At 42.8% G+C, this 17105-nt stretch carries 11 protein-coding genes; 6 read left to right on the top strand and 5 right to left on the bottom strand.

Annotation, left to right across the window (positions count from 1 at the left end):
- The first annotated feature begins 378 nt into the window (after positions 1 to 378).
- The 3 genes from MR041_RS00580 to argS all read left to right on the top strand — a co-directional run bounded on the left by MR041_RS00580 (position 379) and on the right by argS (position 2941).
- The gene (locus MR041_RS00580; protein WP_242091641.1) at positions 379 to 582 is read left to right on the top strand and encodes a hypothetical protein; all 204 of its coding nucleotides are present in this window, start codon (positions 379 to 381) and stop codon (positions 580 to 582) included.
- Between the two features lie 77 nt (positions 583 to 659).
- Positions 660 to 1070 (top strand): VOC family protein, encoded by a 411-nt coding sequence (locus MR041_RS00575; protein WP_242091640.1) that lies wholly within the window; start codon positions 660 to 662, stop codon positions 1068 to 1070.
- Between the two features lie 86 nt (positions 1071 to 1156).
- A complete protein-coding gene (gene argS / locus MR041_RS00570) occupies positions 1157 to 2941 on the top strand; it encodes an arginine--tRNA ligase (protein ID WP_242091639.1) in 1785 nt (594 codons plus the stop codon).
- Between the two features lie 332 nt (positions 2942 to 3273).
- Here argS and secA read toward each other — a convergent pair whose 3' ends face one another.
- From secA to MR041_RS00545, 5 genes are all read right to left on the bottom strand, one after another.
- Positions 3274 to 6627, bottom strand: a complete 3354-nt coding sequence (gene secA, locus MR041_RS00565) for a preprotein translocase subunit SecA (RefSeq protein WP_242091638.1) — start codon at positions 6625 to 6627, stop codon at positions 3274 to 3276.
- Positions 6628 to 6836: 209 nt separating this feature from the next.
- A complete protein-coding gene (locus tag MR041_RS00560; protein ID WP_019387375.1) occupies positions 6837 to 7058 on the bottom strand; it encodes a DUF2795 domain-containing protein in 222 nt (73 codons plus the stop codon).
- Positions 7059 to 7335: 277 nt separating this feature from the next.
- Positions 7336 to 7908 carry a cob(I)yrinic acid a,c-diamide adenosyltransferase gene (locus MR041_RS00555; RefSeq protein WP_242091637.1) on the bottom strand — a complete coding sequence of 191 codons (573 nt, stop codon included), beginning with the start codon at positions 7906 to 7908 and terminating at the stop codon, positions 7336 to 7338.
- Positions 7909 to 8496: 588 nt separating this feature from the next.
- Positions 8497 to 9270, bottom strand: coding sequence for an O-methyltransferase (locus tag MR041_RS00550; protein ID WP_242091636.1), 774 nt, complete (start codon positions 9268 to 9270; stop codon positions 8497 to 8499).
- Positions 9271 to 10302: 1032 nt separating this feature from the next.
- Positions 10303 to 12165, bottom strand: a complete 1863-nt coding sequence (locus MR041_RS00545; protein ID WP_242091635.1) for an ABC-F family ATP-binding cassette domain-containing protein — start codon at positions 12163 to 12165, stop codon at positions 10303 to 10305.
- 436 nt (positions 12166 to 12601) lie between these two features.
- Between MR041_RS00545 and MR041_RS00540 the strand changes: the two genes are divergently transcribed.
- From MR041_RS00540 to MR041_RS00530, 3 genes are all read left to right on the top strand, one after another.
- Positions 12602 to 12823, top strand: a complete 222-nt coding sequence (locus tag MR041_RS00540; protein ID WP_242091634.1) for a hypothetical protein — start codon at positions 12602 to 12604, stop codon at positions 12821 to 12823.
- Between the two features lie 994 nt (positions 12824 to 13817).
- The gene (locus tag MR041_RS00535; RefSeq protein ID WP_242091633.1) at positions 13818 to 14612 is read left to right on the top strand and encodes a polysaccharide biosynthesis/export family protein; all 795 of its coding nucleotides are present in this window, start codon (positions 13818 to 13820) and stop codon (positions 14610 to 14612) included.
- Between the two features lie 4 nt (positions 14613 to 14616).
- Positions 14617 to 17094: a GumC family protein gene (locus MR041_RS00530; protein ID WP_242091632.1), complete on the top strand. Its 2478-nt coding sequence runs from the start codon at positions 14617 to 14619 to the stop codon at positions 17092 to 17094.
- Positions 17095 to 17105: the final 11 nt, after the last annotated feature.

The raw sequence follows: 17105 nt of genomic DNA, 5'->3' as shown, positions 1-17105 counted from the left end.
TTTTAAGGAGACCTTCATTGAGGGATATAAGAGTTCTCTATAGTTTTCTAAATTTAAATGTATCTAATTGTTAGTATTATAAAATACGATTTTAGTGTAATGGATAATTAATAGCTTAACAAAATTTGCAAAATCACCTATCAAAAGCTAATATTTAGGTTTTAATGCCAATATATTAGTTGAAATGGACACCAAAATTTAGGATTATAATCGACGAATAGATAAACGGCATATATTATGGAATAACGACATGTTAATCGATGAAATGCATGCCTTAAGATTTCAATTTTTTGGAATTTTAGGGCTATTCCGTGAAAAGGAGTCCATCATATGCTAATAATTCTTATATTCAGGGGTTAACTTATTTGAATTGCTGTTATGAATAAAACTGTGAAAACGAGTCTCATGGTAGTGGGATTTGGACTCTTAATTTACGGGATTTATACCTTGATTGCACCGGAACCTTTAGTAAGTATAGGTGATTTAAGTGTAGAGACCCAGGATAATACGGACGCCTACACGACCATAGCATTTGGATTGATTGCCATTGTTTTGGGTTTGGTTGCCGGTAAACGAAAGTAATGTGTTTTATGAGGCTGTCATACATACAACGGGAATGCTATGATTAAATTTGAGGGCCTGATACAATGAGCAAGACTATGAACACCGGATTCGATATAGAATTTCTTGACCATGTCGCCCTGCGTGTGACGGACATGGACCGATCCGTAGCCTGGTACCAGAAGGTCTTGGGCCTTAAAAAATACCAGCTTCCGGAGTGGGGTGCGGTTCCAATTTTTCTGATGTCCGGTAAGTCGGGAATCGCTTTGTTTCCGGCCAAATTAGACGATCCCGTACTGGATGGCCAATCCAGGCATGTAAAGATCGACCATTTTGCTTTTAATGTGAGCAATGCCGGTTTTGAAAAGGCGAAACAGCATTACGCACAGTTAGAGCTCGATTACCATATCCAGGACCATCACTATTTTCATTCCATCTACACGAAAGACCCGGATGGTCATGTGGTCGAATTGACCACCTTGGTCGTTGATGAAAGTGCCTTTTATTAAAATTCACCCTTCGCAAGAACACATCAACTTCATATGAATTATGTTGTAATAAGTGCTATCTTTGCACACTTATCAATACAGCTAACATGAATCTTCAGGATACGATAACAACCCGGGTAAAACAGGCCGTCAAGGAGGCTTTTGGAGTACAACTGGAAGCCGTCGAAATTCAGGCCACAAGAAAGGAATTTGTGGGCGATATCACCGTAGTTGTTTTCCCTATGTTGCGCTTCGTTAAGGGAAACCCGGTGCAAATTGGAGAGACCATTGGTCGTTATCTGGTGGATCATACTGAGGACGTCAAAGCGTTTAACGTGGTGAAGGGATTCTTGAACCTGGAAATAAGCGATGCCTATTACCTGCAATTTTTTAACTCGATTTACGATCAGGACGATTATGGGTTTGTGCCTCCGAAGCCGGATGGCAATGCCATTATGGTTGAATATTCTTCACCAAACACCAATAAGCCACTGCATTTGGGGCATATCAGGAATATCCTTCTGGGCTATGGTGTTGCCGAGATCTTAAAAGCGGCCGGTAAAAAAGTCTATAAAACCCAGATCATAAATGACAGAGGCATCCATATCTGTAAAAGTATGTTGGCCTGGAAGCGCTATGGAAACGGAGAAACCCCGCAAAGTACGGGTCTCAAAGGCGACAAACTGGTGGGGAACTACTATGTGAAATTCGACCAGGAATACAAGGCAGAGATCCAATCTCTTATACAAAAGGGGCTCACGGAAGAAGAGGCAAAGAAGCAGGCGCCCATATTATTGGAAGCCCAGGAGATGCTGAGGAAATGGGAGGCCGGCGATGAGGCCGTCGTGTCCTTATGGAAGACCATGAACAGCTGGGTGTATGACGGATTCAACGAGACCTATAAAAACCTCGGTGTGGATTTCGATACCTTGTATTATGAAAGTGATACCTATTTATTGGGAAGGGAATTCGTTGCAGAAGGTTTAAAGACAGGGGTGTTTGAAAAGGCTGAGGATGGATCGGTATGGTGCGATCTCAGCGATGACGGATTGGACAAGAAAATAGTCCAGCGGGCCGATGGTACCGCGGTATATATGACCCAGGATATCGGTACGGCCATACAGCGCATCAAGGATTACCCCGATGTGGGTGGTATGGTTTACACCGTGGGTAACGAGCAGGATTATCATTTTAAGGTACTGTTTTTAATCCTTAAGAAATTAGGCTTCGACTGGGCCGACAATCTGTATCATCTGAGTTATGGCATGGTGGATTTGCCAAGCGGGAAAATGAAAAGCAGGGAAGGTACCGTTGTGGATGCCGATGATTTGATTGCAGAAATGGCTGAAACAGCAGCTGAGATTTCGGAGGAATTAGGCAAACTGGATGGCTATACGGCAACAGAAAAAGAAACCTTATACAGGACGATTGGTCTTGGAGCCCTGAAGTATTTTATTCTGAAGGTGGATCCCAAAAAGCGCATTCTGTTCGATCCGAAGGAATCGATTGATTTTCAGGGGAACACCGGACCCTTTATACAATATACCTACGCAAGGATACAGTCGATCATTCGAAAAGCTGATTTTGACACCGAGGTCCAATTAAGTCCATCGCAGCGCACTTTGCATGACAAGGAACGGGAACTCATCAAACAATTAGAGGTATTTCCGGATATCATACAACAGGCGGCCGAGCAGCACAGCCCGGCGCTTATTGCCAATTACACCTACAATCTGGTTAAGGAGTTCAATTCCTTTTATCAGAATGTGTCAATTTTGGGAGCCGATCATGAAACGGACAGGATTTTTAGGGTACAGCTTTCCAGGAAGGTGGCTCAAACCATTAAAAACGCCTTTGGATTGTTAGGGATTCAGGTTCCGGATCGGATGTAGAACAGTTGAATTAATTATTGGGAGCTTTGACTACCGACTGGGCGGTAGGCAGCAATCCATTACAGATTGATTTTTAATTCTTAGTATTGTTCTTTTTTGCATTGCCCAAAAAAGAACCAAAAAAGTCTAGTCCTTATAGCTTCGGCGGTCAATTCTAATTTTAAAGGCTAAAATCCATGAACTCCTCCCGATGGTCGTCAAACAATATGGATTTTTACGCCTTTTGCAATTGATTGACACTCGCCTGCCAGCTATTATGGACTTTTTCAACTCAAAAGAGGAAGAAGTAACATTTATTAATGTCACGGATGTAAGACTTCTAAGTTATATCATTATTCATCAACCAACACCCAGTCGCCTTTGGCAATTAGGGGTTCGGCCTGTTTGTATTTTAAGGTCTTGTTCTCCCCGTTGATCACATGCTTGATCGTTACGCGGTCATTACGCCCAATTTTAGGGCGATCACGCACTATGGTTTCCACCACTTCCTGTCTGCGCTGGGTATTGCCTGCGGCTCTGGCCTGGGCGGAACGCTCATCCAAATTAGGAATTTCGTCTTTCTGGGTACTCAACTTCTCTCGCTTTCTGGCACGTGCCTCCCGTATGGTTTCCTGCGTCTCCTGTGGCAACTCCCCTTTGAAGAGGAAGGAGATCACGTCCTTATTCACCTGGTCGATCATGCTTTTGAAGAGCTCAAAGGCTTCAAACTTGTAAATTAGAAGCGGGTCTTTTTGCTCGTGCACTGCCAACTGTACCGACTGCTTTAACTCATCCATTTTACGCAAATGGGTTTTCCAGGCATCATCGATAATGGCTAAGGTGATGTTCTTCTCGAAATCTGTAATCAGCTGCTTACCATTGGTTTCATAAGCTTTTTCCAGATCAGTAACCACGTTCAGGGTTTTTACGCCGTCGGTGAAGGGCACCACGATGCGTTTGAATTTATCCCCCTGGTTTTCATACACATTTTTAATGACCGGGAAGGCGATATCGGCATTGCGTTCCATTTTTTCACGGTAATGCTCGAAGGCGCCCTTATATATTTTTGAGGTAATCTCTTGCGGGGTAAGCTTTCCAAACTCCTCTTCGGATATTGGCGTACTCATGGAAAAATATCGGATCAGCTCGAACTCAAAGTTCTTATAATCGTTCGCGCCTTTATTGGTCTCCGCTATGCCTTCTGAAGTATCAAAAATCATGTTGGCCAAATCCACACGCAAACGCTCCCCGTGCAAGGCATGACGGCGACGTTTGTAAACCACCTCCCGCTGAGCGTTCATCACATCATCATATTCCAGCAGACGCTTACGAACACCGAAGTTGTTTTCCTCTACTTTCTTCTGTGCGCGTTCAATCGATTTGGAGATCATGGAATGCTGAATCACTTCCCCTTCCTTCAATCCCATGCGGTCCATCATCTTGGCAATACGTTCACTACCAAACAAACGCATCAGGTTATCCTCCAGGGACACATAGAACTGCGAACTTCCGGGATCTCCCTGCCTACCGGAACGACCACGTAACTGACGGTCGACACGACGCGAATCATGACGCTCGGTTCCCACTATGGCCAGACCTCCTGCCGTTTTCACCTCTTCGGTCAGTTTGATATCGGTACCACGACCAGCCATGTTGGTGGCTATGGTCACCTGTCCCGACCGACCGGCTTCTGCCACGATATCGGCCTCCTTCTTGTGGAGTTTTGCATTCAAGACATTATGCGGTATTTTGCGTATGCTCAGCATTTTAGCCAATAGCTCGGATATCTCAACAGAGGTCGTACCTATCAGCACCGGTCTACCCGCATGAGACAGTTTGGTGACCTCATCAATCACCGCGTTATACTTTTCACGTTTGGTCTTATACACCAAATCGTCCTTGTCGTCACGGGCTATTGGGCGGTTGGTGGGGATTTCGACCACATCCAATTTGTATATTTCCCAGAACTCGCCGGCCTCGGTAACCGCCGTACCCGTCATACCCGACAGCTTACGGTACATTCTGAAGTAATTCTGTAGGGTTACGGTAGCAAAGGTCTGTGTGGCATCCTCGATCTTTACATTTTCCTTGGCCTCAATGGCTTGATGCAGTCCGTCGCTGTAACGACGCCCTTCCATGATGCGGCCTGTCTGCTCATCAACGATCATCACCTTATTCTCAATGACCACATATTGTGTATCCCTTTCAAACAGGGCATAAGCCTTTAGAAGTTGGTTCAGGGTATGGATACGTTCCGATTTTACGCTGAAATCCTTAAAGAGCTCTTCCTTCAATTTCGCTTCCTCTTCAGGGGACAAACCCTGATTTTCAATCTGAGCGATTTCAAGACCTATTTCGGGCATTACGAAAAAGTTGGGATCGTCCTTTCCCGACAGGTATTCCACCCCTTTATCGGACAGTTCTATCTGATTGTTCTTTTCGTCTATCACATAGTATAGTTCGGCATCAACCTTTGGCATTTCCCGGTTGTTGTCCTGCATGTAGAAGTTTTCGGTCTTCTGGAGCAGTTGTTTTATCCCTTCTTCCGAGAGAAACTTTATCAGTGCCTTGTTCTTGGGCATTCCACGGTAAACACGCAACAACTGGAAGCCTCCCTCTTTGGTATCGCCTTCTTTGATCAATTTTTTCGCCTCGGCCAATACCCCGGTGAGGTATTTGCGCTGCACAGCCACAATATCGTCCACTTTGGGCTTTAGTTCGTTAAACTCATGTCGATCGCCCTTGGGTATGGGACCCGAGATGATCAAAGGTGTACGGGCATCATCGATCAACACCGAATCCACCTCATCAACAATGGCGTAGTGGTGTGGTCGTTGTACCAGATCTTCAGGGGAATGCGCCATGTTATCACGCAGGTAATCAAAACCAAATTCGTTGTTGGTACCATAGGTGATGTCGGCATTATAGGCTTTTTTTCGTGCTGCAGAATTGGGCTGATGATAGTCGATACAATCGACACTCAGGCCATGGAATTCAAAGATAGGCGCCATCCAGGCGCTGTCACGTTTTGCCAGGTAGTCGTTAACGGTCACGAGATGCACTCCTTGTCCGGCAAGTGCATTGAGGTACACGGGTAAGGTAGCAACCAGGGTCTTACCTTCACCGGTTTGCATCTCTGCAATCTTACCCTGGTGCAAGGCAATACCGCCTATAAGCTGTACATCGTAATGCACCATATCCCATGTTATGGGTTTACCCGCGGCATCCCAGGAGTTCGACCAGACCACCTGGTCGCCATCAAGGGTTACATACTCTTTTTCACCGGATAAACTGCGGTCAAATTCATTGGCCTTCACAGTTATCGTTTCATTATTTACAAAGCGTTTGGCCGTTTCCTTTACAACGGCGAAGGCCTCGGGGAGGATGTCGTTCAGGACGTCTTCGGTTATTTTATAGGCCTCATCCTTCAGATTGTCGATATCCTGGTAAATATCTTCACGTCGGTCAATATCCTCTGTATTTTCGGCCTCTTCAAGAAGCGCCTTGATTTGTTCATTGATCGCTTTGTTGGCTTCAGCAATGATGGCCTTAAATTCGACCGTCTTGGCTCTTAGCTCATCATGTGAGAGGGCTTCAAGAGCCGATTCAAATGTCTTTATCTTTTCAACAAGGGGCATTAAAGCCTTCACATCCTGTTTGGATTTGTCTCCAACAAAAACCTTTATTACGGAATTTAAAAAACTCATTGGTTTGTGTATTTTATCATTTTATATGAGCCCGAATTGATATATTATTTTGGATTACGCCTTCTGCTTCGGTATCATATAGCTTACAGCAGTATTTTTTATACTTCAGAAAAGTATTCAAAGATACATTATGTAATTAGTTTATTAAATTTTAGAATAAAAAAAAGTCTCGATATGAGACTTTTTAACTATTCTTTATACTTATTTGATTAATATTCATCTTCGTTCCACAGATAATCCTCATCCGTTGGATAATCAGACCAAATTTCTTCAATGGAATCGTATGAGTCGCCTTCATCTTCAATTGACTGCAAGTTTTCAACAACTTCTAAAGGGGCTCCGGTTCTAATAGCGTAGTCTATTAATTCGTCTTTTGTTGCTGGCCACGGCGCATCGCTTAAATAGGATGCTAATTCTAAAGTCCAATACATTTTGTATGCGTTATAATTTTTTGCAAAAATAAATTTTTAGTTTAAACCTACAAGAAAAAAGTGAATTAATTCATCATGACTTTAAAGAGCGTTAACATTAATGTTACACAGATGAAATTGAGATCCTCTTATTCTAGTGAAATTCCTGCATTTCCCCAGAAAATCACTTTTTCGATGTTCTTGAAACAATTCCTCAAAAAATCACTTTTTTGAGGTATTTTGAACATTTCCTCAAAAAATCATTTTTTTGATGTTCTCGAAACAATTCCTCAAAAAATCATTTTTTTGAGGGAATCCATTTGATTTCATCTGCCTGTAGGTCATGTGTCAACTTTCGTGCCAACACAAAAAGATAGTCAGATAGGCGGTTAAGGTATTTGAGCGCATTGGGTTCGAAGGGTTCCAATTCATTGAGGGCCGTGGCCAAACGCTCGGCACGTCTGCACACACAGCGCGCTATATGACAGAATGACACGGTTTGATGCCCCCCAGGAAGCACAAAATGGGTCATTGGGCTTAAGGAAGCCTCCATTTTATCCATCTCCTGTTCGAGTAAGGTAATGTCGTCGGCAGAAATTTTCTCAATATTCAGACGTTCCTTACCACTTTTCAGAGTGGCCTTTTCAGGATCGGTAGCCAGTATGGCGCCTATGGTAAAGAGGTCGGATTGTATTTTTATTATGGTGTCCTTGTATTCCTGCTGTATGTCCTGATCGCGGATCAGGCCCAAAAAGGAATTCAATTCATCAACGGTACCGTAACTGTCAATTCGAATGTGATGTTTAGGTACGCGAGTACCCCCGAATAATGCCGTGGTACCGGAATCGCCTGTTTTTGTATATACTTTCATAGCATCAAAGTTAACGGTTCTGCGTTAAAAGTTAAAAGTCCCGAATTAAAAATTTTCCCGTGGTCTACTTTCTTGTTCTTTTGCGAATTAATGGATTCCTGCCGTAGTTCATCTTGAGCCATAGTCGAAAGGCAGGAATGACAAGAGAATTTAAATCTGTATGCTCTTATCCAATAGTAAGAATATAAGCTCAAAAGCTTGGAGATCCAGGAGTGAAGCGACGCCAAGTTTTGAGCTTGGTTCACCGCAGGTGAAATTCCTACTATTGGGGTCCTTTTTTTAGGTTCGATTTTTTTGGACAAGCAAAAAAATGAACACGTCCAAGCGTTAAAAATACATCCGGTGGATGTATTTAGCGCAGGGGCGAGATGGCGGGTTGGCATAAGGCGTGATGGTGAGTTTGACTTTAAAATTAGTTTGATTTATTTTTTCAGAACCTCCGTCCCCCGAGTGCTCGGGGTCCACCTCCCTTAAGCTTAAGGGAGGAACAAGACTTAATTAACAAACTTGCTCCCCTCTTGAACTCAAGAGGGGAATGAATCCCGCTTAATAGCGGGAGAAAGGGGAGTTTGCAAAAAATCCAAAATCCTACACCCGAATTCTAAAATGCTCTTTAGCCTGTTCCTTTCGAAAAAACACCATACCCCAAAAAAATGTATCGATAGTTACCGTAACCCTGGGATGCTGTTTAATGATTTCCCATGCCTCAGTCATCCCTTTGGACCAATAAATATCATCAAAAATAAAAAGGGAGTTGTTATGGGCCGTGTCAAGGAGTGTGTCAAAATAGGCTAAAGTGGCCTCCTTTTGATGGTTGCCGTCAAAAAATACAAGGTCATAGCTATTTGATTTCAATTCTTGAAGCACATCACAGAATTCTCCGGTAATGCTTTCAATTTGCGTTGCGACGTGGGTTTGAAGTTGATGTTGGGCATGAGCAGCAAGATTCGGACAGCCCTCTATGGTGGTGATACGCGCTTTAGGACTGCCTAAGGACAGGGCATATGTCGCCATACCCAGAGAGGTACCCAACTCTAAAACAGTCTGGCAATTGAAATACTGAGCTAGCCGGAATAGCAGTTTTGCACGGGACGATGTGGTCCCTGCACTACCAGCTATTCTGGAAATCTTACGTTCTTGCCGTTTCATGACCTGTGAGCCCGCACCCAAATCGGTGACATGAATCCTGCGCTTATCATTTAAAAGTTCCTGTCGGTACTGTTTTAATTGGCGGTAGGCCTTATGATCGGTGGTGTCGTAAAAACATTGTGTCACCAGATTGAACACGAATGGGGAATGTACACCATGTTGATTGGTGGAATTGAACAGGTATCGAATGTATTGAATGCTTTGGTATAGCATAAATTTTTAAATTCTCGTTACGACATACGTTCTCGACGTGTTCTCGTGCTCGATTCGTTTGTCAGGGTGAGCGCAGGAATGACAAATATAATTCTATTATGAATTGGATCAATCCAATAGTAAGAATATAAGCTCAAAAGCTTGGAGATTCAGGAGCGAAGCGACGCCAAGTTTTGAGCTTGGTTCACCGCAGGTGAAATTCCTACTATTGGGGTCCTTTTTTTGGTTCAATTTTTTTGGACAAGCAAAAAAATGAACATAACACGAAATTGACTGCAGAAGCTTTAAGGACTAGACCTTCCTGCCTGCCATCCGCCAGCTAGGCAGGTTTGGTTCTTTTTACGGCAATGGGAAAAAGAAGGATACCAAGAATTAAAAATCTATCAAAAATGGATTCCTGCCTTCGCAGGAATGACAAAAATAATTCTATTCTGAATTAGATTAATCCAATAGTAAGAATATAAGCTCAAAAGCTTGGAGATTCAGGAGCGAAGCGACGCCAAGTTTTGAGCTTGGTTCACCGCAGGTGAAATTCCTACTATTGGGGTCCTTTTTTTGGTTCAATTTTTTTGGACAAGCAAAAAAATGAACATAACACGAAATTGACTGCAGAAGCTTTAAGGACTAGACCTTCCTGCCTGCCATCCGCCAGGTAGGCAGGTTTGGTTCTTTTTACGGCAATGGGAAAAAGAAGTATACCAAGAATTAAAAATCTATCAAAAATGGATTCCTGCCTTCGCAGGAATGACAAAAATAATTCTATTCTGAATTAGATTAATCCAATAGTAAGAATATAAGCTCAAAAGTTTGGAGATTCAGGAGCGAAGTGACGCCAAGTTTTGAGCTTGGTTCACCGCAGGTGAAATTCCTACTATTGAAGTCCTTTTTTTTGGTTCAATTGCTTGCCCTGAGCGCCCGCCTACCGGCAGGCAGGCAGTCGAAGGGTTGGACAAGCAAAAAAATGAACACTAAGCATATTAAAAGTATACGGATTTAAGGCTGACCATTAAGGAATTGTTTTTGGAACACATTTTACCCCTCAAGCTTCGCCGAAAGCTCAAACCACCGCGCTTCCTTCGCTTCAATGGTATCCATTAGGTCTTGTAATTCGAGGGAAAGACTTTCGATCTCTTCCTGGCTCAGATCGGGGTTGTTGAACTTGTTTTCCAGTTGTTTTTTGTCATAGGCCAGGGCATTCAGCTTGCTTTCAATGTTTCTGAGCTCTTTTTCTTCATTGAAGCTCAGTTTGGTCGAGGCGTTCTGTTTCCATGAGGCTTTCTCCTTTTTAGGTTCAGAGGGAGTGGAAACGGCTGGCTGACTGTCCTCATACACCCTGTAATCGGTATAGTTTCCGGGAAAACCCTCAATCAGGCCATCCCCCTTGAATACGAAAAGATGATCGACCACCTTATCCATGAAATAACGGTCGTGAGACACGACGATAATACAACCGGGAAAATCCATCAGGAATTCCTCCAGGACATTCAGGGTTATGATGTCCAGATCGTTGGTCGGCTCATCGAGGATCAGAAAATTCGGGTTCTGGATTAGGACCGTACAGAGGTACAAGCGCTTGCGCTCGCCACCGCTGAGCTTTTCCACGTAGTCGTATTGTTTTTTTCGGCTGAATAAAAAGCGTTCCAGCAATTGCTGGGCACTGATCTGTCGCCCTTTTTTAAGTGGGATATAGTCACCATACTCCCGGATGACCTCAATGACCTTCTGTTCCGGTTTAATGGCAATACCTTCCTGGGTGTAGTATCCAAACTTTACGGTATCCCCTTTGACTATCTTACCCGTATCGGGTTTGTCCACTTGCGTCAACAGGTTCAGGAAGGTGGTCTTACCTGTGCCGTTCTTACCGATGATGCCCACGCGTTCCCCTTTTTTAAAGGTGTATTCGAATTTATTTAGGATGATCTTGTCCTTGAAGGCCTTGGAGACCTTATGGAGCTCGAGGATCTTGCTTCCGAGGCGCTCCATATTGAGTTCCAGCTGGATCTGGTGGTCCTTACGGCGCTGGTGTGCCCGGTGTTTGATGTCCTTAAAATCGTCAATCCGTGATTTCGATTTGGTGGTACGGGCTTTGGGTTGCCGGCGCATCCATTCCAGTTCCTTTTTAAAGAGCTGTTTGGCTTTATTGGTTTCGACGGCTTCGCGTTCAATCCGGGCGTCGCGTTGCTCCAGATAGTAGGAATAGTTACCCTTATAGGTGTATAGCAGTCCCTCGTCGAGCTCGATGATCTCATTACAGACCCGTTCCAGGAAGTACCGGTCGTGGGTCACCATAAATAGGGTGAGGTTTTCTTTGGTGAAAAAGGCCTCCAGCCACTCGATCATTTCCAGGTCGAGGTGGTTGGTGGGTTCGTCGAGAATGAGTAGATCGGGTTTATTGATAAGGGCATTCGCCAGTGCCAGTCGCTTTTGTTGTCCCCCGGAAAGGGTGCCGACCTTTTGGTTCAGGTCTTCCAGTTTAAGCTGGAAGAGGATCTGTTTGTACTGGGTTTCGAAATCCCAGGCCTGGTGGCGTTCCATAGCCTCGAAGGCTTTTTGGTACGACTTGGTATCCTCGGGGTGGAGGAGGGCTTTTTCGTAATTGCCTATGATCTGTAGGATAGGGTTATCACTGGCAAAGATGGTCTCCTCAACGGTGAGCTTGGGATCGAATTGAGGATCCTGGGAGAGGAAGGACACTTTGATATCCTTTCGGTAGATGATCGTCCCGGAATCGGTATGGTCGTCGCCTGCAAGAATGTTCAGAATAGAGGTCTTTCCGGTACCGTTTTTAGCCACAAAGGCAATCTTATCATCCTTGTGAATGCTGAATGACAGGTCTTCAAACAGGACCAACTCCCCATAGGATTTCGATATATTCTCAACCGTTAAATAGTTCAAGGCATGCGTTTTTGCAAAGAACGTAAAAAATTGGGAAGAACTAAGGAAATTGTTTTCGAGTACTATTTTTATCAATCTACACGATACGCATGAATCTAGCTTGTTGCCCTTTTGAGTTCTATAAGTCCATATCGAAATAATCCAATAGTAAGAATATAAGCTCAAAAGCTTGGAGATTCAGGAGCGAAGCGACGCCAAGTTTTGAGCTTGGTTCACCGGAGGTGAAATTCCTACTATTGGGGTCCTTTTTTTGGTTCAATTTTTTTGGACAAGCAAAAAAATGAACATAACACGAAATTGACCGCCGAAGCTATAAGGACTAGACCTTTTAGGTTCTTTTTCCGGCAATGGGAAAAAGAACATTACTAAGAATTAAAAATCTATCAAAAATGGATTCCTGCCGCAGTTTATCTTGAGCGATAGTCGAAAGGCAGGAATGACAAGAAAATTTAAATCTGAATTGTACTTCTCCAATAGTAAGAATATAAGCTCAAAAGCTTGGAAATCCAGGAGCGAAGAGACGCCAAGTTTTGAGCTTGGTTCACCGGAGGTGAAATTCCTACTATTGGGGTCCTTTTTCCTGCCTGCCATCCGCCAGGTAGGCAGGTTTGGTTCGTTTTTGGGTCAAGCCAAAAATGAACATAAAAAGAACATTTAAAAGCAAAATATTATAAATAAAAACGGCTAAGCATAACTCCAAAATTTCATACGCATAAAATGAGGAAAACATAGGCAAGAAATAGTGAAAACATAAGCACAAAATTCCAATTTCTTCCGCATGTTTTTAAAGCCTTAAAAACACTGGGGTTTACAAAGGTTTTTTAGGTTAAATAATCAGAACCCTCCGTCTCACGCCTATAGCGTGATCCACCTCCCTTAGTCTTAAGTGAGGAACAAGATAGATTAAACTTCCTTCTTACATTCATGATTTGAAAAAGTCCATTTCGAAATAATCCAATAGTAAGAATATAAGCTCAAAAGCTTGGAGATCCAGGAGCAGAGCGACGCCAAGTTTTGAGCTTGGTTCACCGCAGGTGAAATTCCTACTATTGGGGTCCTTTTTTTAGGTTCGATTTTTTTGGACAAGCAAAAAAATGAACAAAAAAGAAATTGACCGCCGAAGCTATAAGGACTAGACTTTTTTGATTCTTTTTTGGGCGATGCAAAAAAGAAGATAGTTAAATAATAAAGACCTATCTATAATGGATTCCTGCCTGCTCAGGAATGACAAAAATAATTCTATTCTGAATTAGATTAATCCAATAGTAAGAATATAAGCTCAAAAGCTTGGAAATCCAGGAGCGAAGGGACGCCAAGTTTTGAGCTTGGTTCACCGCAGGTGAAATTCCTACTATTGGGGTCCTTTTTTTAGGTTCGATTTTTTTGGACAAGCAAAAAAATGAACACAAAAAGGAATTTACCACCGAAGATTTAAGGCTATGGTTTCCTGCCTGCCATCCGCCAGGTAGGCAGGTTTGATTCCCTGTCCTGAGCTCCTGCCTGCCAGTCAGGCAGGAAGTCGAAGGGTTGGAAGATGCCAAAAAGAAAAGAAAAAAAAAACCATAATTAAACTGCATACACACATGCACGACCCATAAATTGGTTTAAAAACAAAAAAAATGTAGATTTGTCATTACACTATCCGCCTCACTATGAAGAACGCCTTTATTCTTGCCATAATCCTTATGCAGTTCGCAGCCGTGTCCTGCATTCCGTACAAAGACACCCTGTATTTGCAGAATAAATCTGAGGCTACCGATACGACCAGGGTCCTTTTGGAGCAGCAAAAACCCTATCGGGTGCAGATCAATGATATATTGAACATTCGCATCAAGGTGACGAATCAGGATAATGTAGAAATTTTCAACCCTATCGGGGTAGGAGACCTGAATGCCAGTGGCGCGGAACGCGCTTACTTCGATGGCTTTACGGTGGACCTGCATGGTAACATTCGCATTCCGGAATTGGGCTATATCAATGTACTAGGGTTTACGGCTAGTGAAATTGAACAGCGCATTACCCAGCGGTTACTGGAAGACCAGTTTAAGGAAACCGCCAACATCTTTGTGACGGTGAAACTTACGGGGTTAAAATATACGACCTATGGTGAAATAGGTAATAAGGGGACGAGATTATTGTACCAGGAGCGGGCCAATATCTTTGAGGCCATCGCCAATTCAGGGGATATCCCGGATACGGGTAATAAAAAGGACGTTCTTATTATACGGCAATATCCGGATGGGCAGAAGATCCATCATATTGACCTGACGGATCGTAAGGTGATGCATTCGCCCTATTATTTTATTCAACCCAACGATATGATATATGTGAAGCCTTTAAAGCAGAAGTCCTGGGGAACCGGCACTTCAGCCATTCAGAATATTGGGGCCGTTGCCACGGTATTGTCACTCATAACAACGTCAATCTTATTGTTCCAACGTATCTAAACCTATGTCCTACAACGAATTTGAAGATCTGGACCATATTGAAACGAAGGGTATAACCTTCGATTTTAAGGGTTTCTTGTTTAAGGTGCTGCATCTCTGGAAATTTATTTTTTTCAGCATTGGTATAGCCATGATTGTGGCCTATTCCATTAACGTCAGGAAGCAAAATATTTACCGTTTGGGGGCCCTGGTATCCATAGAAAATGACCAGAATCCTTTTTTTACAGCCAATACGAGTATTTCCTTTAACTGGGGTGGTGTATCTGGCAAGGTTGGCAAGGTTATAACCACATTAGGCACGAGAAAACATAATGAAATGGTAGTTGATTCCCTACAATATTATGTTGAATATTTAGTACAAGGTAAATATCATAAAATAGATATTTACAAAAAGGTTCCTTTTTCTTTGCATATTGATAAATCCCGACCACAAATTTTGGTGCAATATATTGGCCTTCGATTTTTAGATAACGAATTCTATGAAATATTTACCATCTTTGAGAAGGAGAGTGCCACTGGCCAGATTTATTCAAGTAAAGAAAAGCAACGATTAAAAGTACCTTTAGGTGAATTTAGTAAGAAGTATAGGTTTGGGGAAAGTGTAGCCCTGCCTTTTTTAAATATTACCATACAACCAAACCCTTCGATTCCAGTTAAACCACAAACTGAGTTTTATCTTCGATTTTTAGATTTTGATGGTATTGTGAATCAATATAAAAACAAAGTCAAAGCCTTACCAAATGGCCAGACGTCTTCAGTATTAAGGTTGTCCATGACTGGTAACAATAAAGCTAAAATAGTAGATTACTTAAATGCAACGGTCGCAATTTTAAGTCGAACGGAATTAGAACACAAAAACCAATACGCCACAAATACCATCAAATTTATTGATAGTAGTTTGGCCGCGGTTAATGTCGACTTAAAAACGGTCAATGAAGAAATGAATAATTTTAGGCGGCAAAATAAGGTTTTTGATGTGGATGAGGAGGTCTTGGAAATTTCAGGAAAGCTTAAACTTATAGAAGCTCAAAAAGATGGTATTAACAATAAATTGCAGTACTTAGAAGTCTTAGAAAATTATCTCAGGACTAAAACTGATTACACCGATATTGCAGCGCCGTCGTCGGTAGGTATTGATGAAAATAATATTTTGGCCAGTGTGGGGAAGATCACCAATTTGGCCATCGAGCGGCAAAACCTGGAAGCCACTACTAAGGAAGGTTCCAGTTTGTTTAATGAACTGGACAGCCGTATTGATGCCGAAAAAAATGTGTTGTTTGAAATCATAAATGGCACAAAACGCACTTTCGATGTTCAATTAAGCACTATCAATTCACAAATAGCAAAATTTGAGGCTGAATTGAGTATGCTTCCTGAAGAACAACAACAGTTTTTAAAAATCCAACGTAAACTGGAATTAAGTCAGGAGGCTTATAATATTTATTTGGCCAAGCGCAGTGAGGCGGCCATTGTGAAGGCGGCCAATGTCTCGGATATTTCTATGATCGATGAGGCAAAGGATATAGGGAATCCGCCGATTGGTCCCAATAAGAGCCTCAATTACATGATGGCATTAATGGTCGGATTTTTCGCCCCGTTGGGCCTGATATTTGTGGTGTTTTTACTGGATACCACCATTCACGGTTCGGACGAGGTGGAACGCTTATCCAGTATTCCGATAATCGGGTTGGTGGGGAAGTACCGCTATAAGAATAACCTTGTGGTCTTGGAAAAGTCCAAATCCGCTGTGGCGGAATCGTTTCGTGGCATTCGTTCCAGCTTACAGTTTTTTTATAAGCAGCAGGTTACGACCTCGACTCCTGGAAGAACCCTAATGATCACCTCTTCTGTAAGCGGGGAGGGTAAGACCTTTTGCTCCATCAATGTTGCCACGGCCTATGCCTTGTCCGGTAAGAAGACCCTGCTGCTGGGGATGGACCTGCGGAAACCCAAAATTTTCAACGATTTTAATTTGGATAATGATTACGGGATTGTCAATTATTTTATGGGCGATAAATCCTTTCAGGAGATCGTAAACCATACCCATGTGGAGAACCTCGATGTAGTTACTTCGGGCCCCATCCCACCGAATCCTTCGGAATTGATCATAGGTAGCGACGTTTCAGATTTAATGGCTCAATTGAGATCCTCTTACGATATGATCGTGGTGGATACCCCACCAATAGGCCTGGTGACTGATGCATTCGAATTAGCCAATTATGCGGATGCAATCCTTTTTGTGATTCGCCTGGATTACACTAAAAAAGGCATGCTGCAATTGGTGAATACCAAATACCGAACGGGGGAATTGAAGAATTTAAGCTTTATTCTTAACTTCTACAAGCATAGAACCAACCAGAACTATGGTTACGGTTATGGTTATGGTTATGGCTACGGTTATGGCGTCTATGGAGAAGCCTATCATGACAGTGGTAAGGATCATTTTGGAAAAAAAATAAAGCGGTTCCTAAAAAGCCTATAATGAGTTAATCA

The organism is Aestuariivivens sediminicola, assembly GCF_022662015.1.
Taxonomy (GTDB): Bacteria; Bacteroidota; Bacteroidia; order Flavobacteriales; family Flavobacteriaceae; genus Aestuariivivens; species Aestuariivivens sediminicola.
Note: the sequence above shows the minus strand (reverse complement) of the source record. Positions and strands in the feature narration are given on the sequence as shown.